Below are 25534 nucleotides of genomic sequence, written 5' to 3' on the forward strand. Positions count from 1 at the left end.
CAATGAACCACGCCCGCATTCCGTCGACATTTGCCCGAACGACATCGGTCGCCGCGCTGGCCATCGGCCTGCTACTGCCGACCATGGCCGCCGCCCAGACCTCGCCGGCCACCGATCCGCCGGTCGACAATGGCGACATCATCGTCACCGGCATTCGCGCCTCGCTCGATCGGTCGATCGACATCAAGCGCAACTCCTTCGGCGTCGTCGATGCGATTTCGGCGATCGACATCGGCAAGTTCCCCGACACCAACCTGGCGGAATCGTTGCAGCGCATCCCCGGCGTGTCGATCGACCGCGTCAACGGCGAAGGTTCGAAAGTCACCGTCCGCGGCTTTGGCCCCAGCTTCAACCTCGTCACCCTCAACGGCCGCACCATGCCGACGGCGAGCGTCGCGACGGTGGGCCAGGACCAGCAGGGCGATGGCGCGGCCGGGACCGGCCGGTCGTTCGATTTCGCCAATCTGGCGTCGGAAGGCGTCAAGACGCTGGAAGTCTACAAGACCGCCCGCGCCGCGGTGCCGTCCGGCGGCATCGGTGCGACCATCAACATCCAGACCCGACGGCCGCTCGATACCCAGGGGTTGACGCTCAATCTCGGCGCCAAGGGCGTCTATGACCGCAGCACCGAAAGCGGCGCGCGGGTCACCCCCGAACTGTCGACCGTGTCCAGCTGGACCAATGACGACCAGACCTTCGGCATCGGCCTGTTCGCCAGCTACCAGAAGCGCAACAGCTCGGCGCCTTCGGCGACGGTCAATGACTGGAACGTCGAAACGCTGTCGAAATTCCTCGATCCGGCAACCGGGCGCGTGACCGCCGGCACGGTGCTGCGCAACACGCCGACCAATTTGAACCAGCTCATCGCCTTTCCCAACGACAGCCGCTACAATTTCTCCGAATTCACCCGTGAACGGCTCAACGGCCAGCTGACGGTGCAGTTCAAGCCGATGGACACGCTGACCATCAGCGGCGACGCCACCTATTTCCAGAACAAGCAGGCCGAACAGCGCAGCGACCAGACCCAGTGGTTCAACCGCCCGTTCAGCGAAGTCGCCTTCGACAGCAACCCGCTGGTCGCCACCACGGTGTTCCTGCGGGATACCATCCAGGGCACCAAGGACGGCGGCTTCGAACAGCAATATCGCGCCACCAAGGACAAACTTGAATCCTACGGCCTCAACGGCGTGTGGGAAGCGACCGACAATCTGCGCATCGTCGTCGACGGCCATATCTCGACCGCGACGAGCAGCCCGGACAATCCCAATGGCGCGACGACGACTTCGGTCAGCATCGCCAACAAGGCGGTGGGCGGCCACACGCTCGATCTGACGACCGGCTTTCCGCAGCAGGCGTTCACCTTCAACGACAATCCGGCAACCGGTGGCCAGGGCAATGCCAATGGCGTGCTCGATGTCGCCGACCTGGGGTCGCAGGTGGCGCGGACCTGGACATCGAGCCAGCGCCAGCGCGTCAAGGAACTGCGCGCCGATGGCGCCTGGGACTTCGGCGAGGGCGACCGCTTCGAATTCGGCGTCGATTATCGCAAGACCAACATGAACCAGATCCTGGCCTCGACCACCCAGACGCTGGGCGATTGGGGCGTCAGCCGGCCCGGCGACGTGCAGGCACTGGCACCTGGCGTCGTGACCGAATTCTGCACGGTCTGCCAGTTCAAGAAGTTCAACCCCGGCGTCACCGGCCAGTCGCTCGTTTCCTTCCGCGGCGATGCGACCGAACTCTACAACATCCTGTCGCCCTTCTATGCATCACGCGGCAACGCGGTCAGTCCCAATGGCTATCAGAACAACAGCGTCGACGAGGAAATCTGGTCCGTCTACGGCCAGGTGACGATGACGGGTGATCTCGGCGGCCGACGCGCGACCTTTGTCGCCGGCGTCCGCTACGAAAAGACCCGGTCGAACTCGGTGTCGCTGGTGCAGGTGCCGCAGGCCATCATCTGGCAGGCAGACAATGACTTCACCCAGACCTTGTCGAACGATTTCGAACCGATCAGCGGCCGCGCCAGCTATGACAACATCCTGCCGGCGCTCGATTTCTCCTATGACATCACCGACAATGTCGTCGGCCGCGTGTCCTATGGCAAGACGCTGGCACGGCCCGAATTCGGCAATCTGTTCGCATCGGCCACCGCCAACCTGCCCAATCGACCGACCGGCACCGGCGGCGTGCCGACCGGCAGCTCGGGCAACCCCGGCCTGTCACCGCTGATTTCCGACAATTTCGACGTATCGCTCGAATGGTATTTCGACAAGTCGAGCTATATTTCGGTCGGCTTCTTCGACAAGCGGGTGAACAACTTCATCGGCACGGGAACGGTGACGCAGAACCTGTTCGGCTTGCGCGATCCGACTGCGGCGACGCCGGGCAGCCGTTCAGGGGATGCCCGGAACCTGCTCGGCAACGTCGGCGCCGGGCTCAGCGACGTCAACCTGTTCACGATGACGGCGCTGATCGGCAAGAACAACGGCAACCTTGTTGCGGCACAGAATGAATTTGCTGCCAATTTCTCCGGCGGCAATCTCAGCCAGAGCTTCATCGACGCCACGCTGACCGCCTATGACGTCGTCCCCAACGCCAATGATCCGCTGTTCAACTTCAACGTCGCGACCCCGCTCAACAACCGGCAGGGCAAGGTCCATGGCTTCGAAGTCCAGGGCGCCTATTTCCTTGGCGAAACCGGGTTCGGCATCCAGGGCGCCTATACCAAGGTCAGCGGCGACGTGAACTTCGACATCAGCGGCGACCCGTCGATCGACCAGTTCGCGCTGGTCGGCCTCAGCGACACCGCCAACGTCACCGGCATCTTCGACAAGTTCGGGCTGTCGGCGCGCGTCGCTTATAACTGGCGCGGCCGCTTCCTGACCCAGGTCAACCGCGGCGGCTTCCGCAACCCGGTGGTGGTGGCGCCCTATGGTCAGCTCGACATCAACATCAGCTATGACATCAGCGACCATTTCTCGGTGTCGATCGAAGGCATCAACCTGACCCGGCAGACGACGCGGACCTATGCCCGCGACACCAAGCAGCTGTGGTTTGCGCAAGAGACCAACTCGCGTTTCCTGGCGGGTGTGCGCTACAGGTTCTGACGTCGGTTTCGAAACGCCTGACGGGCCGCTGCTGCGGGTTGCAGCGGCCCGGCATGCGTCGGAAAACGGCGGCGGAGGGGTTACAGCGTCAGATGGCCGACACGATCATTCTCGACAACATCGCCCATGCCGACCTGTGTGTCGTGCCGCGGGCCGGCGCGGCGTTCGGCGATGGCGTCAACCAGATGCTGGTGTTTCCGACCGAGTTCGCGGCCGTCCAGCGCGAATTCCCGATCCTGTTCGCGCGTGACGGCGCGGGCGCCTGGCAGGCGGTGGCGATCACCGGCCTCGACCGCGACGACAATCTGTTTCTCGACGGCGACCGCTGGACGTCGGCCTATGTCCCGGCGGTGCAGCGGCGCGGGCCGTTCGCCATCGGCTTTCGCGATGCAGCGCGGACCGATCCGGTGATCCATGTCGACCTTTCGGATGCGCGCGTCCGGCCCCGCGGCGGGGAAGGGGTGCCGGTGTTCCTGCCGCATGGCGGCAATGCGCCCTATCTCGATGCGATCATCACCGCGCTGCAGACGATCCATCTCGGCGTCGCCGCGACCGCGCCGCTGTTCGCGCTGCTCGAGGATCTCGACCTGATCGAGCCGGTGGCGCTGCAGGTCAGCCTGAGCGAAACCGAACATATCAATTTCGAAGGCTATGCCACGATCGACGGCGATCGGCTGGCGGCGCTCGACGGCGCCGGGCTGGAACGGCTCGCCCGCGCCGGGCATCTGGCGACCGTGGTGCATGTCATCGCGTCGCTCGACAATATCGCGCGCCTGGTCGAGCGGCGCCACCACCGGCACGGGCGGCCGTAGCCGATGACCGGACACGTCGCCCACGCCGAGATCATCGACAGCCCGCCGGCGCGCGGCGTCGACTGGCGGGCGCTGCTCGATGCGCAGAAACCCGTCATCCTGCGCGGCCTGGTGCGCGACTGGCCGATCGTTGCCGCCGGCGAGGACAGTCCCGCTGCGGCGATGCGCCTGCTCGAAGCCCATGGATCGGGCCAGCCGGTCACCTGCTACACGGCACCGCCGGAGGTGGGCGGGCGCTTTTTTTACAACGACGCAATGACCGGCATGAACTTCACCGCCGGCCGCGCGCGGCTGGGCGATGTGCTCGGCGCCATCGAAGCCACGCTGGACGATGACGCCGCGCCGGCGCAGTATATCGGCTCGACCGACGTCGACACCTATTTTCCCGGCTTTCGCGACGGCCATGACCTGGCGCTGGCGGACGCGATGTTCGTCGCCAATCCGCCGCTGGTCAGCCTGTGGATCGGCAACCGCACGACCGCGGCGACGCATTTCGATTATTCGAACAACATCGCCTGCAACCTGGTCGGCCGGCGCCGGTTCACCCTGTTTCCGCCCGACCAGATCGGCAATCTCTATCCCGGCCCGCTCGAGCCGACTCCGGGCGGGCAGGTGGTCAGCCTTGTCGATCCCAACAACCCCGACTTCGACCTGTTTCCGCGCTACCGCAACGCCCTGGCGACCGCGGTGGTGGCCGATCTCGCGCCCGGTGATGCGCTGTTCTACCCGGCGATGTGGTGGCACCAGGTCGAAGCGCTCGCTCGCTTCAACGTGATGATGAACTATTGGTGGAACACTTCGCCGGCATGGCTCGATTCGCCGATGACGACGGTGCTCCACGGGCTGCTCAGCCTGCGCGACCGGCCCAATCCCGAAAAACGGGCGTGGCGGGCGGTGCTCGAACATTATCTCTTCGCGCCGCCGATGCAGGCGGCAGACCATATTCCGGAACGCGCCCGCGGGCCGCTGGCGCCGATCGACGAGTTGAAGGCGCGGCGGCTGCGGCGGCAGCTGCTCGACCGGCTGAACCGATGAGGACGCGCCATGGATGACAGCCTGAAGCCGGTGCGGCGTGTGGTCGTCGCGGGCGGCGGCACCGCCGGCTGGATCGCGGCGACGGCGCTGGCGCGGCAATTGGGGCCGCTGATCGACATCACGCTGGTTGAATCGGATGAAATCGGCACCGTCGGCGTCGGCGAGGCGACGATTCCGACGGCGCAGACCTTCCACCGCATCATCGGCATCGACGAGCGCGCCTTCATGGCGGCGACGCAATCGACCTTCAAGCTTGGCATCGCCTTCGAAAACTGGGCGCGGCCGGGCGATCGCTACATCCATTCGTTCGGCACGGTCGGCACGTCGAGCTGGATGGGGGATTTCCAGCATTTCTGGCTGCAGGCGCGCGCCGAAGGCTTTGCCGGCAATATCGGCGACTATTGCCTCGAACTGCAGGCCGCCGAAGCCGACGCCTTCACCAACGCCGCCGAGCCGGGGCTCAACTATGCCTATCACCTCGACGCGTCGCTCTATGCGCGCTTCCTGCGCCGGATCGGGGAGACCGACGGCGTGCGCCGGGTGGAAGGCAAGATCACCCGCGTCGAACAGGATGGCGAAAGCGGCGACATCACCGCGCTGCGGCTCGATTCCGGCGCGCGGATCGAAGGCGACCTGTTCATCGACTGCACCGGCTTTCGCGGGCTGCTGATCGAACAGACGTTGCAGGCCGGCTATGACGACTGGAGCCACTGGCTGCCGACCAACAGTGCACTCGCCGTCCAGACCCGGTCGGTGCGGCCGGCAGTGCCCTATACGAAGGCGATCGCCCATGACGCCGGCTGGCGCTGGCAGATCCCGCTGCAGCACCGCGTCGGCAACGGCCTTGTCTATTGCAGCGACCATCTGACCGACGCGGCGGCACGCGACCGCCTGCTGGGCGCGGTCGAGGGCGAGACGCTGACCGAGCCGCGCACCATCCGCTATGTCACCGGCCGGCGGCGGCGGACGTGGAGCCACAATTGCATCGCGCTCGGCCTGTCGAGCGGCTTTGTCGAACCGCTCGAATCGACCAGCATCCACCTCATCATGATCGGCGTCACCCGTCTGATGCAGCTGTTTCCCTTCGCCGGCATCACCCCCGCGATCGTCGACCGTTACAATGACCTGGCCGATCGCGAGCTGGAAAAAGTCCGCGATTTCATCATCCTGCACTACAAGATGACCGAGCGCGACGACAGCGCCTTCTGGCGGCGCTGCCGCGACATGGACATTCCCGACACGCTGGCGGCGCGCATCGCGCTGTTTCGCGAAGGCGGCTTCGCCTATCAGGCCGCCGACGACCTGTTCCGGGTCGACAGCTGGGTCCAGGTCATGCTCGGGCAGCGGGCCGAACCGCGGGCGCATCATGCCATGGCGCGATTGCTCAAGCCGGGGCAGCTGCGCCACGTGCTCGACGGCATGGCGTCGGACATCCGGCGCAAGGTCGCGGCGTTGCCGGCACATCAGGACTTTGTCAGCGGCTATTGTCCGGCGCGGGGCGATGTCGTGCCGGCATGACCCCGACCGAAGTCTTTCTGATTGCGGTGTTCCTGATCTTTTCGGTGCCCTATCTGGTCTGGCGGCTGGCCCGGACCGAATATTATGCGCCGCTGGTGGTCGTGCAGATCCTTTGCGGGATCCTGCTCGGCCCCGGCATCCTCGGCGCGGCATTTCCGGGCTATTATGCCTTTGTTTTCAACCCGCAGACCGTGGCCGCGCTCAACGGCATCGCCTGGTGGGGGGTGATGCTGTTCGTCTGGATCGCCGGGATCGAGCTCGACCTGCGGCAGGCCTGGGCGCGGCGCGGTGAAACGAGCATCACCGCCGGGCTGGCCCTGGGGGCGCCGCTGCTGCTCGGCAGCCTGGCGGCGCTGGTCATGCTGCGCTTCCCCGGCTGGGCAGGCCCGCGTGGCAGCACGGTGCAGGTCGTTCTCGGCATCGGCATGGCGTGCGCAGTGACGGCGCTGCCGATCCTGGTGCTGCTGATGGCAAAGCTGGACATCCTGCGCCAACCGTTCGGCCAGCGGATCCTGCGCTATGCCAGCCTCGACGATATCGCCATCTGGGCTGTCCTGGCGCTGATCCTGCTCGATTGGCAACGCGTCGGGCGCCAGGCCGCGTTCCTCGCCATTTTCGGCATTGCCAGCTGGGCGCTGCGCCGGTTGATGATCCGGATTTCCCCGATGGATCGCTGGTATGTCGGGCTGATCTGGCTGGCCGGTTGCGGGTTTCTCGCCGACTGGTCGGGGCTGCACTTCATGGTCGGGGCGTTCCTGGCCGGCGCCGTCCTCGATGCCGGCTGGTTCGACCGCGAGCAGCTCGACGCCTTTCGCGACCATGTCCTGCTCGCGGTGATGCCGGTGTTCTTTCTCAGCACCGGGTTGCGCACGCAATGGGACATGGGCGGTGTCGCCGTGTTTGCCGTAGCGGCGCTGCTGCTCGCGGCCTCGACGGCGGGCAAGCTCGCCGGTGTCCATCTCGCCGGACGGCTGCTGGGCTGGGCGCGGGGCGAGGCGACGGTGATCGGCTGGCTGTTGCAGACCAAGGCGCTGATCATGATCATCTTCGCCAATGTCCTGCTCGACCGCCAGATCATCACGCGGGAAACGTTCACGGCGCTGCTGCTGATGGCGGTCGGAAGCACCATGCTGACCATGCCCATCGTCAAGCCGCGGCTGCGTGCGCTCGGCGACCTCGTCGGCAGGGTGCAGTGAGGCGCGCGCGCGCCGGCAAAATCTCCCGTTCCGTTCCTGATAGCGCTAACAATCGCCGCAGCGGCCTTGCGCCTCGGCGCGATCAATTGTTGCGAACCCTCGCCATGTCGGCGATGGGTTCGGGGTGCCAAAACGTCGCAGTGCCATTTGACAATCGGGTGAGACCATGAACCGCAAGCCAGCGCGGCAGCAGGGACGCGCGCCCACCATCGCCGACGTCGCCGCCGTCGCCGGATTTTCGCCGATGACGGTGTCGCGCGTCATCAATGGCGAGGCCAATGTCCGCGCCTCCACGCGCCAGGCGGTGCAGGCGGCGGTGGCCAAGCTCAACTATGCGCCCAACGCCGCGGCACGGTCGCTGGCCGGCGCCGAACAGATCCGCATCGGCATGCTCTACAGCAATCCCAGTGCCGCCTATCTCAGCCGCTTCCTGCTCGGCGGGCTCGAACAGGCGCGGATCAGCCATGTCCAGCTGGTCATCGAGCGCTGCGACAGCGATGCGCAGGACGAGGAACAGGCGGTCCGCGACCTGCTCGCCAGCGATGTCGATGGCATCATCCTGTCACCGCCGCTGTGCGATTCCGAGAATATCCTGGCGCTGCTGATGGCGTCGGATGCGCTGGTCGTGGCGGTCACCAACTGGCGGCCGCCGGCGGCGATTTCGGTGGTGCGGATCGACGACCATGAAGCGGCGGCGGCGATGACCCGGCACATGCTGGCGCTCGGCCATCGGCGGATCGGCCATATCATCGGAAACCCGACGCACAAGGCGAGCGCCCAGCGGCTGGCCGGGTTTCGTGCCGCCATGGCCGACGCCGGGGTCCCCGTCGACCCCAGCCTGATCGCGCAGGGCCAGTTCACCTACCGGTCGGGGCTGTCGACCGCCGAACAATTGCTCGACGTGCCCGAACGCCCGACCGCGATCTTTGCCGGCAACGACGACATGGCCGCGGCGGTGGTGGCGGTCGCGCACCGCCGCAACCTCAATGTGCCGAGCGACCTGACGGTCTGCGGGTTCGACGATACCGATTTCGCCCAGTCGATCTGGCCCGAATTGACGACGATCCACCAGCCGATCGCCGAAATGTCGCGCACCGCGCTGAAGATGCTGGTCCACGCCATTCGCAGCCGGCGCGCCGGTTCGGTCGAACCGCCGAGCGAGGCGGTCCTCGACTATACGCTGGTCCGGCGCGATTCGGACGCGCCGCCGTCGCTGCGCTGATGGTGACGCTATCATGGCGGCTGGCGCTGTAATTTGTTGACAGATTCGTCTCCGCAGCGTGTGATACTGGTAACGCTATCAAAATAGCAGGCGGGGGAGAGCAGGCCATGGGCAGTCGATCGCGGGCACGGCTTCGGATCTTGGCAGCGGGCGCGTCGGCCGGCCTTCTCATGGGTGCGCCGGCGGTCGCGGCCGGAGTTGCCGACCCATCGGTCTGGCCGGTGGTCGCCGACCCGGTGCCCGCCGATCCGGCGCTCGAAGCGCGATTGGCGGCGATCCTTGGCCGCATGTCGGTCGAACAGAAGGTCGGCCAGGTCATCCAGGCCGATGTTGCCAGCGTCACGCCCGACGATGTCGCGCGCTACCACCTCGGGTCGATCCTCAACGGCGGCAACAGCGCCCCGGGCGGCAAGCGTTATGCCACCGGCCCCGAATGGCTGGCCGGTGCCGATGCCTTTTACGAAGCGTCGGTGCGGCCGCAGGGCAAGTTGCCGGTCATCCCGATCATCTGGGGCAGCGATGCCGTCCACGGCCACAGCAAGGCGATCGGCGCCACGCTGTTTCCGCACAATATCGGCCTGGGGGCGATGCGCGACCCCGAATTGATGCGCAAGATCGGCACGGTGACGGCGACCGAAATGCGTGTGACGGGGCTCGACTGGACCTTCGCACCGACGCTGGCGGTGGTGCGCGACGATCGCTGGGGCCGCAGCTATGAAGGCTTTTCCGAGGATCCGGCGGTGGTCGCGTCCTATGCGGGGCCGTTCGTCGAAGGGCTGCAGGGCAAGGTCGGCGCGGCGGACTGGTTGAAGGGGCCGCACATCGTTGCCACCGCCAAGCATTTCGTCGGCGATGGCGGCACCACCAACGGCAAGGACCAGGGCGACAATGACGCGCCTGAGGCGGAGCTGCGCGATGTCCAGGCCGCCGGCTACCCCCCGGCGCTGAAGGCGGGCGTCCAGTCGGTGATGGCGAGCTATTCGAGCTGGCAGGGGGCCAAGATGCACGGCAATGCCTCGCTGCTGACCGGCGTATTGAAGGGCCGGATGGGCTTTGGCGGCTTTGTCGTCGGGGACTGGAATGGCCATGGCCAGCTGCCGGGGTGCAGCCCCACCGACTGCCCGGGGGCGCTGGTCGCCGGGATGGACATGTTCATGGCGCCCGACAGCTGGAAGGCGCTCCATGCCTCGACGCTGAAGGCGGTGCAGGCCGGCACGTTGCCGATGGCGCGGCTCGACGATGCGGTGGCGCGGATCCTGCGGGTCAAGTTGCGCGCCGGGGTGTTCGACGATGGCAAGCCGTCGGCGCGGCCCTTCGGCGGCAAGTTCGAGCTGCTTGGCGGGCCGGCACATCGCGCCATCGCCCGGCAGGCGGTGCGCCAGTCGCTGGTCCTGCTGAAGAATGACGGTGGCGCGCTGCCGCTGAAGCCGGGACAGAAATTGCTGGTCGCCGGTGACGGCGCCGACAGTTTCATGAAACAGTCGGGCGGCTGGACGCTGACCTGGCAGGGGACGGGGCTGAAGCGCGAGGATTTTCCCGGCGCGACGACCATCGGCGCGGCGCTGGTCGCGGCCGCCGGCGGCGCCGCCGAATTGCGCCCGGATGGCAATTACACCGCCAAGCCCGATGTCGCCGTGGTGGTGTTCGGGGAGGACCCCTATGCCGAGTTTCAGGGCGATCTTCCCGACCTGGCGTTTCGCGACCGGGCCGACAGCCTGGCGCTGTTGAAACGTTATCGCGCCGCCGGAGTCCGGACGGTCGCGGTGTTCCTCTCCGGCCGGCCCCTGTGGGTCAACCCCTGGATCAACGCCGCCGATGCCTTTGTCGCGGCGTGGCTGCCGGGGTCGGAAGGGGGCGGCGTCGCCGATGTGCTGTTCGGCAAGGCCGACTTCACCGGCAAATTGCCGTTCAGCTGGCCCAGAACCGCGACCCAGACCCGGCTGAATGTCGGTGATCCCGGCTATGACCCGCTGTTCGCCTTCGGCTATGGCCTCAGCTACGCGCGGCCGGGCAGGGTGGCGTCGCTGAGCGAGGATAGCGGCATTGTCGGCGGCGCGGGGCAGCCGGCCGGGACCTGGTTCCAGCGCGGCAAGATCGGCACCGGACTGGCCATGGAACTGGCGGCGGCGGGCGCCAGCGTGCCCGTCGCCGCCGGACCCGCCGCGACGGCGAACGGCTGGCTGCGCACCGCGCCCGTCGACCGCAATGCCCAGGAAGACAGTGTGCGGCTGACCTGGTCGGGCGGCGGGCCGGCGCAGGTCGTTTTGCGCAGCGCCCCGCCGATCGACATTGCGCGCGAGAGCAATGGCGAATTGTCGATCGAGATCGACGTGTCGGCCGACACGCTGGGCACGGCGCCATTGCTGCTCGGCATGGGGGATGCCCGGGGCATTGACCTGGCGCCGGCGCTGCGGCGCGGCACCGGCTGGCAGACGGTGTCGGTGCGCCTGTCGTGCTTTGCGGCGCGCGGAGTCGACATGACAAAGGTCGCGGTGCCGCTTCGGCTGTCGACATCGGCGGCGACCGATCTGCGGGTATCGCGGATCGCCCTGGGGTCGACGGCGGCGGGCGCGGTGTCCTGCGACTGACGGACGGGGGGGCATCGGCCTGGCATCGCCCAGCCGTCGTCAGGCTGTCCTACACGGCCGATTCCTGCCATGATGTCCACTCGACGCGCTCTTTGAAATTCCGACCTCCGCGCCACTGCCGACAGCAGGAATTGGCCAACGCCGATTGCCGCAATCGGTGTGACTTTCGAGACTTTCGGTGCGCCGAGGGCCGGCCGTCGCGCACCGTCTCGCAGGCCCGGATCTCGGCGCCGGCCCGCGCACGCCCTGGCCAGCTGACCGGCGTCAGGCCAGCCGGCCGCCGGTCATCGCCGCCGGCACGCCGGTGGTTTCCGGCCAGCTGATCGGCTTGCCGGCAGCGGTTCGCACGGCAAGCCAGGCGAAAGCCTCGGCCTCCAGCGCATCGCCGTTCCAGCCGACCGCCTCCACCGCTTCGGTCGGCACGCCGGTGCGATCGGCGATCATCGCCATCAGGGTCGGGTTGTGGCGGCCGCCGCCGGTGACCAGCAGGCGGCCGATGGGCGGGACATGGCCGAGCGCGAGGCGGATCGTCTCGGCGGTGAACGCCGTCAGCGTTGCAGCGCCATCGGCAAGGCCGAGGCCGCGCGCCGCCTGGGTGGTGAAATCGGCGCGGTCGAGCGATTTGGGCGGCGCAAGGTCGAACCAGGGCAGGTCGAGCATGGCCGTCAGCACCGATTCCTGCACGGTGCCGCCGGCGGCGATGGCGCCGTCCTTGTCATAGCGCGCGGTGCCGTGGCGTGCGACCCAATCGTCGATCAGCGCGTTGGCGGGGCCGGTGTCGAAGCTGCCCCAGTCATCGCCGCTGAACCAGGTCAGATTGCCGACCCCGCCGAGGTTGAGGACGCCGAGCGGCCGGCCGACGCCGGCGGATCGCGCCCGATGATAGCCCGGCGCCAGCGGCGCGCCCTGGCCGCCGGCGGCGACATCGGCGGAGCGGAAATCGAAGGCAACGGGAATGCGCGTCGCCGTCTGCATCAGGGCGCCATCGCCGATCTGCCATGTCCAGCCCCGATCAGGCCGGTGCGCGACGGTATGGCCGTGAAAGCCGATGATGGCGACATCGGCGCGATCCGTCCCGGTCGCCGCCAGCAGCCGATGGACGGCGATGGCGTGAAGGCCGGTCAATTCGGCTGCGACGGCGTCGATCAGCGCGTCCGGCCCGGGGCGGTGGCACTCCAGTGCATGGGCAGCGGCATCGCGCAGCCGGGCAACGAAATCGGGCTCATAGGAAATGGTCAGGAAGCCGCGCGGAATGACATGGTTTTCGCCATCGGTCTCGATCAGTGCGGCGTCGATCCCGTCCATCGAGGTTCCGGACATCAGGCCGATGGCAGTGGTGGTCTTGGTCATCGGCGCACGGTAGCGGCGGATCGCGTGCCTGTCATGCCGGCCCGGACTGGCATGACGCGGTCGGCTTGGTTATGGGGGCATCACCATGGCTTACACATCCGATTTCCTTCGCCGGCTCGATACGCGCGGCTTCATCCACCAGATTACCGACCCCGCGGCACTCGACGCGGCGGCGTCGGCGGGCGTGGTCACCGCCTATGTCGGCTATGACTGCACGGCACCGAGCCTGCACATCGGCAACCTCGTCTCGATCATGATGCTGCGGCACTTCCAGCAGTCGGGGCACCGGCCGATCGTGCTGATGGGCGGCGGCACCACCAAGGTCGGCGACCCTTCGGGGAAGGACGAGGGCCGGCAGATGCTCGACGATGCGCGCATCGAGGCCAACAAGGCGTCGATCCGGCGCATTTTCGAGCGCTTTCTCGATTTCGACGGACCCAACGCGGCGATCATGGTCGACAATGACGAATGGTTGTCGGGCCTCGCCTATATTCCCTTCCTGCGCGAAATCGGCCGGCACTTCTCGGTCAACCGGATGCTCAGCTTCGATTCCGTCAAGCTGCGTCTCGACCGCGAACAGCCGCTGAGCTTTCTCGAATTCAACTACATGATCCTGCAGGGTTATGATTACCTCGAGCTGAATCGCCGATTTGGTTGCATATTGCAGATGGGCGGCAGCGACCAATGGGGCAATATCGTCAACGGCACGGACCTGATCCGCCGGGTCGACGGCCGTGACGCCTTTGGGCTGACAACGCCGCTGATCACCCGCGCCGATGGTGCGAAGATGGGCAAGACCGCCGCCGGCGCCGTCTGGCTGCACGAGGATTCGCTCCCCGGGTTCGATTACTGGCAGTTCTGGCGCAACACCCATGATGCCGATGTGGCGCGGTTCCTGAAAATCTACACCGATCTGGAACTTGGCGCCATCGAGGAGGTCCTGGCCGGCGATATCAACGCCGCCAAGGTCGTGCTCGCCACCGAAGCAACGGCGCTTTGCCGTGGACGTCCGGCGGCAGAGGCCGCCGCCGCGACCGCGGCCGCGACATTTGCCGGCGGGGCAGGGGATGATCTCCCAAGGTTCGCCATCGATGCGCCGGTTTCGATCCTCGATGCGCTGATCGGGTTGGGGTTTGCGGCCTCGAAGGGCGAGGCACGCCGGCTGGTGGCCGGTGGCGGTGCCCGCATCGACGGTGCGCCGGTGACGAACGACGCCGAACTCGTTTCTGCGGGTTCCCGGATCAGCGCCGGCAAGAAACGCCACGGCATCATCGACCTTCGATAGGGCTTGAACCGTAACAAATGCGTTGCCGAACAATTATTTCGGCACGATTCGTGCGTTAACCAAATTGGCCCTTGTAACGGGAGTGACACACTCCATATCGGGAAGCAGAGCAAGGTAAAGAACGTGCGGGCGTTCTCCAAGCCAGGGCATGCGATCGTCGCATGCTCCGTCTTTCATGGAGCAAAGTCATGTCGTCACGTCTTCTCGGCGCAGCAATCGTCAGTATCATCGCAGTGCAGCCCGCCCAGGCGGCGATTCCGCTGGATTACGCCCTCTACACATTGGGCAATTACAACGAGCAGGGCGGTTCGCGCATCGGCGGTGCCGTCGCTGTCGCAGGCGATGCCCATATCACCTCGGCGACGATCGGCGCCAATCTCGGGTCCGATCGCAACGGGACGGCCGTGGTGGCAGTCGGCGGAACCGTCCAGTATGACAACGCCTCGTTGTCGCACGGCAACGTCGTCTACGGCGCCGGCAATGCCAGTGGCCAATATACCCAGGCTTCGACGCCCAATGGCAGCTTTGTCCAGGGCAACGCGCTTGACTTTGCCCGCACCAATGCCGGCCTGCTCGGGCTTTCGGCAAGCTATGGCAGCACGGCCGCGACCGGCAGCTTTAGTTCGCAATGGGGTTCGGCCGCGTTGACCGGTGGAACCGGTGTCGGAACGGACGTCTTTTCCGTTACCACCGGTGACCTGGGCGGCATCTATGCGCTGCGTCTGATCGGCACCGCCGGATCGAAGGCGATCATCAATGTATCCGGCAGCACATTTGGCGGCTATTTCAGCTTTGATCGCGGCAACTATGCCGTGTCCGATGTCACCTTCAACTTCGTCGATGCGCAGAGCGTCGGTTTGAACGGCGTCACTCTTGCGGGCTCGATCCTGGCACCGCTCGCCAATGTCGTCCAGCAGGGCGGCCTGATCGGCGGCAGCGTCGTGGCGCGCAACTACACGAGCGGCGGCGCCACCATCGGCGGCGACGGTCGTTTCGAAGTCGCCGACTATGCCGCGGGCGCCGTGCCGGAACCTGCGACCTGGGCCATGCTGATCACCGGGTTCGGGATGGTCGGCAGTGCAATGCGGCGGCGCCGGACGGTCTTCGTCGTCGCGTAAATCCGATGGGCACGGTCTTGGCGCGGGGCCGTGCCGCATTGTAGGAGGGTGGCATGGACCATCCCCCGATCGTCGGCGCCCTGGAAACCGGCCGCAACTGCTGGCGCATCGTGCCGGGCAACAACGCCTCCGTCGTCATCGACGCGGATGACTATTTCAACCGCGCGCGGGCGGCGATGGTGCAGGCCCGGCACCGCATCATGCTGGTCGGCTGGGATTTCGATGCCCGGATCAATCTGGGTGATCCGGCACCCGATGGTGGGCCGGCAACCGTGGGCGATTTCATCCTGTGGCTGGTCGACCGGACCCCGGGGCTGGAGATTTTCGTGCTGCGCTGGGGTTTCGGCGCGATCAAGTCGATCACGCGCGGCAACACGGTCGTCAAGCTCGCCCAGTGGATGATGCACCCGCGCGTCGAGGTGCGGCTCGACAGTGCGCACCCGACCGGCTCGTCGCACCATCAGAAAATCGTCGTCATCGATGACTGCTTCGCCTTTTGCGGCGGCATCGACATGACCGCCGGCCGCTGGGATACGCGCCAGCACCAGGACGATGACAAGGGCCGGATCGGGCCCGGCGGCGAACCCACCAAGCCATGGCATGATGCGACCAGCGCGATCGAAGGGCCCGCCGCCGCCGCGTTGGCGGACCTGTGCCGGACGCGGTGGGAACGCGCCGGCGGCACGCGCCTGGTGCCGGTCGTCGGCGGCAGCGACTGCTGGCCGCGCGGCCTGCCGGTCGATTTTCCCGACGTCACCATCGCCATTGCCCGGTCGGAACCCGAGATGCCGGATTGGGCGCCGACGCGCGAGATCGAGCGGCTGTATCTCGACATGATCGCGCGGGCGCGGCGCAGCATCTATGCCGAAAGCCAGTATTTCGCCTCGCGCCGCGTCGCCGAGGCGCTGGTACGGCGGCTGGAGGAGCCGGACGGCCCCGATGTGGTCATCATCAATCCGCTGACCGCCGAGGGCTGGCTGGAGCCGATCGCCATGGATTCGGCGCGGGCGCGGATCTACGAGGCGTTGAAGTCGCGCGATCCGCACGGCCGGCTGCGCATGTTCCATGTCTATACGGACGGCGGCGAGCCGATCTACGTCCATGCCAAGATCATGATTGTCGACGATTTCATGATCAAGGTCGGGTCGTCGAATTTCAACAACCGCTCGATGCGGCTCGATACCGAATGCGACATCGTCATCGATGCGACGCTGCCCGGCAACGAAGGCTGTTCCGCGACCATCGCCGCCATTCGCGATGGCCTGATCGCCGAACATCTCGACTGCCCGGCGGAAATCGTCACCGCGGCACTGGCGAACGAGCGGCTGATCACGGCGATCGACCGGTTGCGCGCCGGACGCGACCGGGTGCGCGACTATGTGGTTCCGGATCTGTCCGAAACCAAGAAGTGGCTCGCGGACAATGAAGTGCTCGACCCGGAAGGCCCGGACGAGATGTTCGAAAGCCTGTCGGACCGCGGGCTGTTCCGCAACATCCACTGGTTTGGAAAATAGACGCAGGCGCCTTCCCGAAACGGCAACGCTAGGCGCGCCGCTTCCCGAAGCTCGCCTTTTTCTTCATTTTCTCGAACCGTGTCGTGCGGGTTCCCGGCGCGCCGCCCATGCTGCGACCCTTGATCGGAGCGACACGGTCCGCGTCCGGGATGCCGAGTTCGTCCATCTCCAGCCGCCGGATCTGGTCGCGGATGGCAGCGGCAGTTTCGAATTCCAGATCGGCGGCCGCCGTCTGCATCTGCTTTTCGAGGTCGGCAATATAGGCCTTGAGGTTGTGGCCGACGAGATTGGGGGTCTCGCTGTCGCCGGTATCGACGATCAGTCCGTCGCGCTGCGACACGTCCGCCAGCACGTCGGAAATATCGCGTTTGATCGTCGCCGGGGTGATGCCATGCTCGATATTATAGGCCTCCTGCCGGGTGCGCCGGCGGTCGGTCTCGCGCATCGCGCGCTCCATGCTGCCGGTGATATGGTCGGCATAGAGGATGACCCGGCCATCGACGTTGCGCGCCGCGCGGCCGATCGTCTGGATAAGGCTGGTCTCAGAACGGAGAAAACCCTCCTTGTCGGCGTCGAGGATCGCCACCAGCCCGCATTCGGGAATGTCGAGGCCTTCGCGCAGCAGGTTGATCCCAACAAGGACGTCATAGACCCCCAGCCGCAGGTCGCGGATCAGCTCGATGCGTTCCAGCGTTTCGACGTCGCTGTGCATATAGCGGACGCGCAGCCCGGCCTCGTGGAGGAATTCGGTCAGATCCTCGGCCATGCGCTTGGTCAGCGTCGTCACCAGGGTGCGATAGCCGGCGGCGGCGACCTTCTTGGCTTCGGCGATCAGGTCCTCGACCTGGTCCTCCACCGGTTTGATCTCGATCGGCGGGTCGACAAGGCCGGTGGGCCGGATAACCTGTTCGGTGAAGACGCCGCCGGTCTTGTCCATTTCCCAAGTGCCGGGAGTCGCTGACACGAACACCGTCTGCGGGCGCATCGCCTCCCATTCGGCGAAACGCAGCGGGCGATTGTCGATACACGACGGCAGGCGGAAGCCATATTCGGCAAGGGTCAGCTTGCGGCGGTGGTCGCCCTTGGCCATGGCGCCGATCTGCCCCACGGTGACGTGACTTTCATCGACGAACAGCATGGCGTTTTCGGGGAGATATTCGAACAGGGTCGGCGGCGGCTCGCCGGGCAGGCGGCCGGTGAGGAAGCGGCTGTAATTCTCGATCCCGGCGCAGCTGCCGGTGGCGGCGATCATCTCGAGATCGAAGTTGGTACGCTGCTCGAGCCGCTGCGCTTCGAGCAGCTTGCCCTCGGCGTTGAGCTCCTTGAGCCGCTCCGTCATCTCGAATTTGATCGCCTCGGACGCCTGTTTCAGCGTCGGGCCCGGGGTCACATAATGGCTGTTGGCGTAGATTTTGACATAGTCGAGCTTGGCCACCGATTGCCCGGTGAGCGGATCGAACTCGGTGATGCTCTCGATTTCGTCGCCGAAGAAGCTGATGCGCCAGGCGCTGTCTTCATAGTGCGACGGAAACACTTCCAGATTGTCGCCGCGGACGCGGAAGTTGCCGCGCGCGAAGCCGGCGTCGTTGCGCTTGTACTGAAGCGCGACGAGCTTGCGGATGATCTCGCGGCTGTCGGCGGTGTCGCCTTTCTTCAGCGTGAAGGTCATTGCCGAATAGGTTTCCACCGAGCCGATACCATAGATGCAGCTGACCGAGGCGACGATGATGACGTCGTCGCGTTCCAGCAGCGAGCGGGTCGCCGAGTGGCGCATCCGGTCGATGGCCTCGTTTACCGAGCTTTCCTTTTCGATATAAGTGTCGGAACGCGGCACATAGGCTTCGGGCTGGTAATAATCATAATAGCTGACGAAATACTCGACGGCATTGTTGGGAAAGAAGCTCTTCATTTCCCCGTACAGCTGCGCTGCCAGGATCTTGTTGGGGGCTAGGATCAGTGCCGGACGCTGGACGGCCTCGATGACCTTGGCGACGGTATAGGTCTTGCCCGATCCGGTGACGCCCAGGAGCACCTGGTCACGCTCCCCCTGATTGGCCTGGCCGACGAGTTCGGCGATGGCGGTGGGCTGGTCGCCGGCCGGGACATAGTCAGATACGATCTCGAACCGCCGGCCGCCCTCGGACTTTTCCGGCCGCGCCGGCCGGTGCGGCACGAAATTCTCCGCCGTCTCCGGCTCGGCAAGGTTGGTGCGAATCTGAATGGCCATGTCCCTAATATGGGACGAGGTCGCCTTTTGTTCCAGAGGCTGTGTTTTGCATGCGGGGTCGGGCGTAATGCGCTTGGCGGCGGGGTCACTCCGTTGCCCTGCATCGGCGCCCTGGTTCAGCGCGCCATGCGGCGAATGGCCTTGATGGCGCCGACCAGGTGCGCGGCGAACAGCAGCAGCAGGATCAGCGGCAGGACCAGCCGGTGCAGCGGCTCGGCAAGCGGGTTGGCGGGCAGGTTCGGCAGCGACAGGCCGAGCAGCGGGACAGGGGCAGTCGCCAGGGCAAGGCCGGTGACCGACGTCGCGATCAGCAGCGCATAAAGCAGAAAATGCCCGCCATGTGCCGGCAGGCTGGTCGGCGGCGACGGCCGCACCAGCCGTTCGAACATGCGGGCGAAGGTGAGCAGGAAGATCGCGCCGCCGATCGCCATATGGGTGGCCAGGAATTCGGCGCGTTCGGGCGCATCGTCGGCGAGGATACTGACAAACTGGCCGATGGTGAAGGCGGCGATGACCAAAGTGGCGCTGCCCCAGTGCAGCCCGCGGGTAATCTGGCCATAGGCGGTCAGCGTGTTGCGCCAGGGCAGGGTCGCGTCGGTGCGGCGGAACTGGCGCGGGATGCTGAGCAGCAGCATGATGGCGCCAAGGCCGATCAGTGCCGCTTCGATGTTGAGCAGCAGCGGCGTGTTGTCGCCGGCCGGCACGCGGGCGAAGGTGCCATCGGTATTGGCAAGCACCACCGACCAGGCCAGAAAGCCCATCGCCGTGGCGGCCGCCAGGCTGCCCAATGCCCGCACCACGGCGTAGCGGGCGTTGATGGTGAGGGCGATGATGAGTGCGAGGCCGAGATAGAAGCTTGTCATGGCTCGCTTTGCAGCCGACAGCGAAGCGATTGGCAAGCCCGGAGTTGCACGATGGCCGAACGCTTCGAACGCCACAAACAGGCCTGGACCACCGACGAGGTGCAGAAACTGCATACGCTCGCCAAAAAGGGCATGCCGCTGCGCGCGATCGCCAAGGCGCTGACGCGCAGCGAGGAATCGGTCAAGGCGCGCGCCAAGGCCGACGGGCTGGGGATCGCCGCGCTGCGCTGACGTCGCTAGCGGCAGAAACTGCCGCCGCGCATGCCGCGCGCTGCCTGGTCGAGGTGGAAATGGTCGGCATGGGCGGCATTATAGTCGGGTGACAATGTCGTGGCGAAAACCTCGCAGGCGCCATCCCGGATTTCGCGCAGAAAGGCCTGCTCCTCCGGCGTGCCGTTCCAGTCCCCCAGCACACGAACGCGGCGGCCACCCTCCAGGCGGAAGCCGGCGATGTCGATGGCGTCGGCGGTCGCGTGCTCGCTCCAGTTGGCGCTGCCGGCGATCCGGCGGCAATTGAAGCTGCCGAAATGCTCGATGCGATCGAGCGGCTTGCCGAAGTGGCGCAGCGCCGCCGGCCGCACGATTTCGCGTTCCCAGACAAACAGCGCTGCCGCCACCGGACAGGCGACAGTAAGCGGGGCGGGCTGCCAGCGCGTCGCCAGGCTGCCGCCCGTGTCGAGTGTCACGCCATCGGCATAGCCGCATTGCGGGCCGGAAACGGGCGGGAAGGGTGTGAAGGCGACGCCAGCCTGGGCGAGCAGCTGCCGGCACTGCGGTGCATCGTCGGCCAATTGTGCCAGCTTGGTGCCGGTGAACGGACCGATGGGCGCCAGCAGCGACAGCGGCGTCCAGGGCAGGCGCTCGGGATGCCGGCGCTGCTGGTCGCGGATGGTGATGAAGGCGACGAGGGCGAGCGCCATCACGATGATGAGCGGAACAAGGCGGGGAACGTGCATCCCGGGCGCAACGCACGGGCGCCCGAATGGGTGCTGCGACCCTTTTACGCGACCGCGATGATCTCGACCTCGTCGCCGGCGATGCCGAAGACTTCGCCCACCTGCTTGCCGATCATGGCGCGGGCGAGCGGCGAGACATAGGAAACGCTGCCGTGCGCCGGATCGGCCTCGTCATCGCCGACGATGGCATAGGTCTGGCGGCGACCATCGGGGCGTTCGAAGGTGACTCGATGGCCGAAGGCGATGGTGCCGTCGGTGGCCTGCGCCTCGACCAGCTGCGCGCTGGCGCGGCGGGCGGACCAATAGCGCATGTCGCGGGTGGCGCGCGCCATGGCGCTGCGATCGGCGCTGATGGCGTCGGCGGCGCGGGCGGCATCATAGGCCGCGCGGGCGACAGCAAGCTCGGCATCGATCTGGGCGAGGCCGGCGGCGGTGACGAGGTTGGCGTGCGCCGGCACCGGCCGGTCGGGCAGGTCGGCGGCGACGGCTTCGGCGTCGGATTCCTTGGTGAAGGCTACACTCATGAGCAAGATATGTGGTGCCGGCAGCGCAAGTGCAATTGCCGGCGGTGCGGGCCGCGGCTAGGCGAGCGGGATGATCCGGATGCTTGCCCTCGCGTTTCTGTTCGCTGGTCCCGCGGCTGCGGCGCCGCTCGACGATCTGGTCGCGGGCCACACGGCGGCGACGCGGGGGCTGGCCGGACTGGTCGTGGTGGTGGCGGACGGCAAGGGGATCGTGCGCAGCGAAGCCTATGGCGCGGCGACGATCGACCCGCCACGCCCGATAACCGTCGCAACGCCGTTTCGGGTGGCATCGGTCTCCAAGGCCGTCGTCGCCATCGGCGTCCTGCGGCTGGTGGAGGCGGGCACGCTCGACCTCGACAGCGATGTGTCGCGCTGGCTTGGCTGGCCGCTGCGCAACCCGGCATTTCCCGACGCGCCGGTGACGTTGCGGCAGCTGTTGTCGCACACCGCCGGCATTGTCGACGGGCCGGGCTATGTGTTGCCGCTGGGGGTGACGCTGCGCGATGCGATGGCGAACGGCCACTGGTCGCCAGCGGCGCCGGGCGGGCGCTTCGCCTATGCCAACCTCAACTATGGCATCGTCGCGACGGTGATGGAGGCCGCGACCAGTGAGCGATTCGACCGGTTGATGACGCGGCTGGTGCTGGCGCCGCTGGATATCGATGGCGGCTATAATTGGAGCGGCGCGAGCGACGCCGCGATCGGCGCGGCGGCGGCGCTATATCGCACCGGCAAGGACGAAACGGCGATCGACCCCGATGGCCCCTGGGTGGCGCAGGTCGATGATATGCGCGGAGTGCGGCCGGATTGTCCGGTGCGCAGCGACGCGGGCTGTGACCTGGCGGCCTATGTGCCCGGCACCAACGGCGCGCTGTTCAGCCCGCAGGGGGGCCTACGCATTTCGGCCCTGGGATTGGCCAAGATCGGCCGGATGCTGCTCGGCGGCGGCAAGGTCGATGGCGTGCGGCTGCTTTCGCCGGCGTCGGTGGCGACGCTGATGACGCCGGTGTGGCAGGCCAGCGACCGGCCGCAGGACAATGATTATGCAGGGCAGATGCGGTGCTATGGCCCCGGCCTGCAGTGCCTGACCGGCGGCCATGACAGCCCGGTCCCGGGCGCGCGCTGGTGGGGGCATCTGGGGGAAGCCTATGGCCTGCTGGCGGGGCTGTGGGTGGACACGGCCGGCCAGCGGGTGCTGGTCTATGCGCTGACCGGGTCGCGCGACGATCCGACGAAGCCGGCCCATGTTTCGGCGTTCCCGGCCGTGGAGGAAGCGATATTGGCGTCGCTGGCGGCAACGCCGACGCGGCGGTGACGGGCCCGATCGACATCGTCATGGCGGAGGTGCGGCAGCGCGACCGCGACCGCTATCTGAGCATCCTCTATGCGCCCGAGCCGGTGCGGCCGGCGCTGTTTGCGCTCCATGGTCTCGATCTGGAGATGGCGCATGTCGTCGCCGGGACCACCGACCCCATGATCGGCGCGATCCGGCTGGCGTGGTGGCGCGAGGCGCTCGAAGGGCTGGACGACGGCGTGGTGCCGGCGCAGCCGCTGCTGCAGCTGACGGCGTCGGCGGTGCTGCCGCGCGGTATCGGCGGCAAGGCGCTGGCGACGATCGAGGATCGCTGGCTGGAGATGATCGACAGCGCGGCGGTGCCGGCGGCGCATGTGGCAGGCGGGGCGGCGCTGTTCGGCTGGGCAGCGACGCTGCTGGGCGGTGACCCGGCACTGGGCGCGCGTTTGGGAACGGCGTGGACGCTGGGTGACGATTCGGCATTGCCGCGGGTCCCGGCGCTGTTGCGGCCGTTGCTGGGGCTGGCGCGCTTGTCGGCGCGCGATGCAGCCCGGGCGCGCGCCGGGAAACCGGCCGAAATGCGGGGAAGTCTGGCGCGCCAATGGCTGTTGCTGAAGGCGATTGCGTTGGGGTTGTGAAGGCGGCAGGGTGAGCGGCGGGGCGCTGTGGGGGTGAAAGGCGGGGCAATGCGGCGGTTCCTGGCGTTGGCAGTGGCGCTGGTGTCGCTGATCGCGGCGGGGTTTCTGTGGACCCGCGACCGACCGGTGGCCGTCGCGACCGAGGCCGCGCCGGCGGCAGCGCCTGCCGAAAGTGAAGCCGAGGACGGCGCATTGGTGGCGCCGGTGTCCGATGTCACGCCGGCCGACCGCGAGGCGCGGCGCTTTGCGCGCTACGACAAGAACCGGGATGCCGAGGTTAGCCGCGACGAGTATCTGGCGTCGCGGCGCAAGGCCTTTGCCCGGCTCGACACCAACGGCGATGGCCGGCTGGCGTTCGAGGAATATGCGGTGGCGACCGTGAAGAAGTTCGGCAAGGCCGACCGCGACGGCGACGGCAATCTGGATGCCGACGAATTCGCGACGACGGCGGCGAAGCGGCGCGCGGCGCCGGCGTGCCAGTGCAGCCCCTGAACAGTCAGGCCGCGTAAACCGTATTGCCGCCGGTCACGGTCTGCACGATCTTGATGTCCTTGATCTTTTCCGGGTCGATCGTGTGCGGATCGTCGGCGAGGACGACATAATCGGCGAGCTTGCCCGCGGTGATCGACCCCTTGATATGCTCCTCGTGCGAGGCATGGGCGCCGTTGAGCGAATTGATCCGCAGCGCTTCGGCGACGGTGACGCGCTGATTTTCACCCCAGACTTCGCCGTTCCAGCCGCGGCGGGTGACCATGCCCTGGATGCCCATCAGCGGCGCGAACGGTCCGGGGCTGAAATCCGACCCGGCGCAAACGGGGATGCCGGCATCGAGGAAGCTGCGAAACGCCATGCAGTTCTTCATCATCGCAGGCCCATAAAAGCCGAACTTGTCGGCATTGTAATAGGCATAGCTGGTGAAGGGCGCCGGGATCGCGCCGAGCGCCTTGATACGGCGGACGAGGTCGGGATTGATCAGCGTGCAATGGGTGATCTTGGGGCGGGTGTCGCGCATCGGCGCCAGTCGCTGGGCGCGTTCGAACGCCTTCAGCGCCATGTCGATGACGACATCGCCATTGGCGTGGATGTTGGCCTGGACGCCGTGGCGGTGGACCTTTTCGACCCAGGCGTCGAGCACCTCCTGGGTTTCGGTGATATTGCCGAAATAGGGCGGGTTGCTGCCGGGGTAGGGCGTGCTGATCGCCATGGTGCGTTCCGAAAATGACCCGTCGATCGTGTGTTCGGAGGTGGCGCCGAACTTGATCCATTCGTCGCCCAGCCCGGTCATGATGCCGTTGGCGAGCATCGCATCGAGCATCGCGCCGCTGGTTTCGAAGCTGATGCGGTGCAGCAGCTCGCCCTTGGCACGGATCGCCTGCATGGCCGCAAGGTCGCCGCCCTGGTGGTGGACTCCGGTCAGGCCATATTCGGCGAACTTCTTGGAAATAAAGGCCATGCCGGCGCGACTACGGTCCTCGATCTGGCTCTGGCTGTATTTTGGCCGATCGCCGACCTTGGCAAAAACGGCGCGCGCGCGATCGGTCACGCGGCCGTTCAGCTGCCCGCCGGCATCGCGATCGAACGTGCCACCGAACGGGTCGGGCGTGGTGGCGGTAATGCCCGCCATTTCCAGCGCCTTGCTGTTGTAGAAGCTGGTGTGGCCGCCGCGGTGGAAGACCACGACGGGGTGGCGCGTGCTGACCTTGTCGAGATCATGGCGGGTCGGCGGACGGCCATCCTTGATCTTGGTGTCGTCGTGAAAGAAGCCTTCGACCCAGGTGCCGGCAGGAACGGCGGCGGCACGCGCCGTCAGCTTGTCGATGATCGACTGGATGGTGACGAACTCGACGACATAGGGGTTGCCGACGAGCACGTCGTAAACCAGCACCTCGCCGCGGGCATGGTTGTGGCAATCGATGAAACCGGGGACGATGGTCATGCCCTTGGCGTCGAAGCGCCGGGTGCGCGGCCCGGCGAATGCCAGGGCCGATTCATTGTCGCCGACATGGGCGAAGCGGCCGCCGCGAACGACAAAGGCCCCGGCGGTCGGTTGCCGGTCATCGACCGTATAGACCTTGGCATTGGTGACGACGAGATCGGCGTCGTCCCCTGCGCGCGCCGCGGCCGGGGTAGCGGCAAGCGTGGCGGCGGCCCCCAGAATCTGCCGGCGCGTCGGATCGAAGGTCATGCCACTGCTTTCCGGGCCGCGGGATATCGTCGATCGCTACGGACAGGCCCCCCCGCGCCATCGATGCGCGACGCTAAACCGATTGTGGCGGCGCTGTCA

19 protein-coding genes and 2 pseudogenes are annotated in these 25534 nt (G+C 66.8%); 15 read left to right on the plus strand and 6 right to left on the minus strand.

All coding sequences use genetic code 11. The annotated features are described in order from the left end of the window. The first annotated feature begins 2 nt into the window (after positions 1–2). From GGQ62_RS01500 to GGQ62_RS01530, 7 genes are all read left to right on the plus strand, one after another. A complete protein-coding gene (locus GGQ62_RS01500) occupies positions 3–3110 on the plus strand; it encodes a TonB-dependent receptor (RefSeq protein ID WP_152576810.1) in 3108 nt (1035 codons plus the stop codon). Between the two features lie 92 nt (positions 3111–3202). Beyond that, entirely contained in the window at positions 3203–3922 is a 720-nt protein-coding gene (locus GGQ62_RS01505) for a SapC family protein (RefSeq protein WP_152576809.1), read from the plus strand. 3 nt (positions 3923–3925) lie between these two features. Continuing rightward, positions 3926–4957 carry a cupin-like domain-containing protein gene (locus GGQ62_RS01510; protein ID WP_152576808.1) on the plus strand — a complete coding sequence of 344 codons (1032 nt, stop codon included), beginning with the start codon at positions 3926–3928 and terminating at the stop codon, positions 4955–4957. Positions 4958–4966: 9 nt separating this feature from the next. After that, positions 4967–6475, plus strand: coding sequence for a tryptophan halogenase family protein (locus GGQ62_RS01515; protein ID WP_152576807.1), 1509 nt, complete (start codon positions 4967–4969; stop codon positions 6473–6475). After that, positions 6472–7671, plus strand: coding sequence for a cation:proton antiporter (locus tag GGQ62_RS01520; RefSeq protein WP_152576806.1), 1200 nt, complete (start codon positions 6472–6474; stop codon positions 7669–7671). Before GGQ62_RS01515 ends, GGQ62_RS01520 begins: the two co-directional genes overlap by 4 nt. Before the next feature lie 166 nt (positions 7672–7837). Next, on the plus strand, positions 7838–8893 hold the full coding sequence (locus tag GGQ62_RS01525) for a LacI family DNA-binding transcriptional regulator (RefSeq protein ID WP_152576805.1): 1056 nt from the start codon (positions 7838–7840) through the stop codon (positions 8891–8893). 170 nt (positions 8894–9063) lie between these two features. Continuing rightward, on the plus strand, positions 9064–11481 hold the full coding sequence (locus GGQ62_RS01530) for a glycoside hydrolase family 3 protein (protein ID WP_243445984.1): 2418 nt from the start codon (positions 9064–9066) through the stop codon (positions 11479–11481). Between the two features lie 264 nt (positions 11482–11745). Here the strand turns inward: GGQ62_RS01530 and GGQ62_RS01535 are convergent, their stop codons facing one another. Further along, complete coding sequence (locus tag GGQ62_RS01535) at positions 11746–12831, minus strand: anhydro-N-acetylmuramic acid kinase (RefSeq protein ID WP_152576803.1); 1086 nt, start codon at positions 12829–12831, stop codon at positions 11746–11748. An 85-nt stretch (positions 12832–12916) separates the two neighbouring features. On the opposite strand from GGQ62_RS01535, the gene tyrS reads away from it, so the two are divergent. The 4 genes and pseudogenes from tyrS (at position 12917) to GGQ62_RS01550 (ending at position 16748) form a co-directional block, all read left to right on the plus strand. Then, complete coding sequence (gene tyrS / locus GGQ62_RS01540) at positions 12917–14116, plus strand: tyrosine--tRNA ligase (RefSeq protein ID WP_152576802.1); 1200 nt, start codon at positions 12917–12919, stop codon at positions 14114–14116. 188 nt (positions 14117–14304) lie between these two features. After that, positions 14305–15078: pseudogene (locus tag GGQ62_RS01545) on the plus strand (choice-of-anchor A family protein); the annotation flags it as partial. Positions 15079–15132: 54 nt separating this feature from the next. Further along, a pseudogene (locus GGQ62_RS16740) lies at positions 15133–15234 on the plus strand (PEPxxWA-CTERM sorting domain-containing protein); the annotation flags it as partial. A gap of 53 nt (positions 15235–15287) precedes the next feature. Then, positions 15288–16748 (plus strand): phospholipase D-like domain-containing protein, encoded by a 1461-nt coding sequence (locus GGQ62_RS01550; RefSeq protein ID WP_152576801.1) that lies wholly within the window; start codon positions 15288–15290, stop codon positions 16746–16748. Between the two features lie 28 nt (positions 16749–16776). Here the strand turns inward: GGQ62_RS01550 and uvrB are convergent, their stop codons facing one another. Both uvrB and GGQ62_RS01560 read right to left on the minus strand, forming a co-directional pair. Further along, positions 16777–18975, minus strand: coding sequence for an excinuclease ABC subunit UvrB (uvrB, locus tag GGQ62_RS01555; protein WP_152576800.1), 2199 nt, complete (start codon positions 18973–18975; stop codon positions 16777–16779). Positions 18976–19091: 116 nt separating this feature from the next. Continuing rightward, positions 19092–19838, minus strand: a complete 747-nt coding sequence (locus GGQ62_RS01560; protein ID WP_167649428.1) for a cytochrome b/b6 domain-containing protein — start codon at positions 19836–19838, stop codon at positions 19092–19094. A 51-nt stretch (positions 19839–19889) separates the two neighbouring features. Here GGQ62_RS01560 and GGQ62_RS01565 point away from each other — a divergent pair, with 51 nt between their 5' ends. Then, positions 19890–20069, plus strand: a complete 180-nt coding sequence (locus GGQ62_RS01565; protein WP_152576798.1) for a hypothetical protein — start codon at positions 19890–19892, stop codon at positions 20067–20069. A 5-nt stretch (positions 20070–20074) separates the two neighbouring features. Here GGQ62_RS01565 and GGQ62_RS01570 read toward each other — a convergent pair whose 3' ends face one another. Both GGQ62_RS01570 and greA read right to left on the minus strand, forming a co-directional pair. Beyond that, entirely contained in the window at positions 20075–20794 is a 720-nt protein-coding gene (locus GGQ62_RS01570) for an extensin-like domain-containing protein (protein WP_152576797.1), read from the minus strand. 44 nt (positions 20795–20838) lie between these two features. After that, positions 20839–21318, minus strand: a complete 480-nt coding sequence (greA, locus tag GGQ62_RS01575) for a transcription elongation factor GreA (protein ID WP_152576796.1) — start codon at positions 21316–21318, stop codon at positions 20839–20841. Positions 21319–21388: 70 nt separating this feature from the next. On the opposite strand from greA, the gene GGQ62_RS01580 reads away from it, so the two are divergent. The 3 genes from GGQ62_RS01580 to GGQ62_RS01590 are packed head-to-tail and all read left to right on the plus strand — an operon-like array spanning position 21389 to position 23742. Continuing rightward, entirely contained in the window at positions 21389–22633 is a 1245-nt protein-coding gene (locus tag GGQ62_RS01580; RefSeq protein WP_152576795.1) for a serine hydrolase domain-containing protein, read from the plus strand. Continuing rightward, entirely contained in the window at positions 22630–23250 is a 621-nt protein-coding gene (locus GGQ62_RS01585; protein ID WP_152576794.1) for a squalene/phytoene synthase family protein, read from the plus strand. The genes GGQ62_RS01580 and GGQ62_RS01585 overlap by 4 nt, the downstream gene beginning before the upstream one ends. Before the next feature lie 48 nt (positions 23251–23298). After that, the gene (locus GGQ62_RS01590; protein WP_152576793.1) at positions 23299–23742 is read left to right on the plus strand and encodes an EF-hand domain-containing protein; all 444 of its coding nucleotides are present in this window, start codon (positions 23299–23301) and stop codon (positions 23740–23742) included. Positions 23743–23746: 4 nt separating this feature from the next. Here the strand turns inward: GGQ62_RS01590 and GGQ62_RS01595 are convergent, their stop codons facing one another. Next, positions 23747–25435, minus strand: a complete 1689-nt coding sequence (locus GGQ62_RS01595; RefSeq protein ID WP_152576792.1) for an amidohydrolase — start codon at positions 25433–25435, stop codon at positions 23747–23749. Positions 25436–25534: the final 99 nt, after the last annotated feature.

This window comes from Polymorphobacter fuscus (assembly GCF_011927825.1).
GTDB lineage: Bacteria > Pseudomonadota > Alphaproteobacteria > Sphingomonadales > Sphingomonadaceae > Sandarakinorhabdus > Sandarakinorhabdus fusca.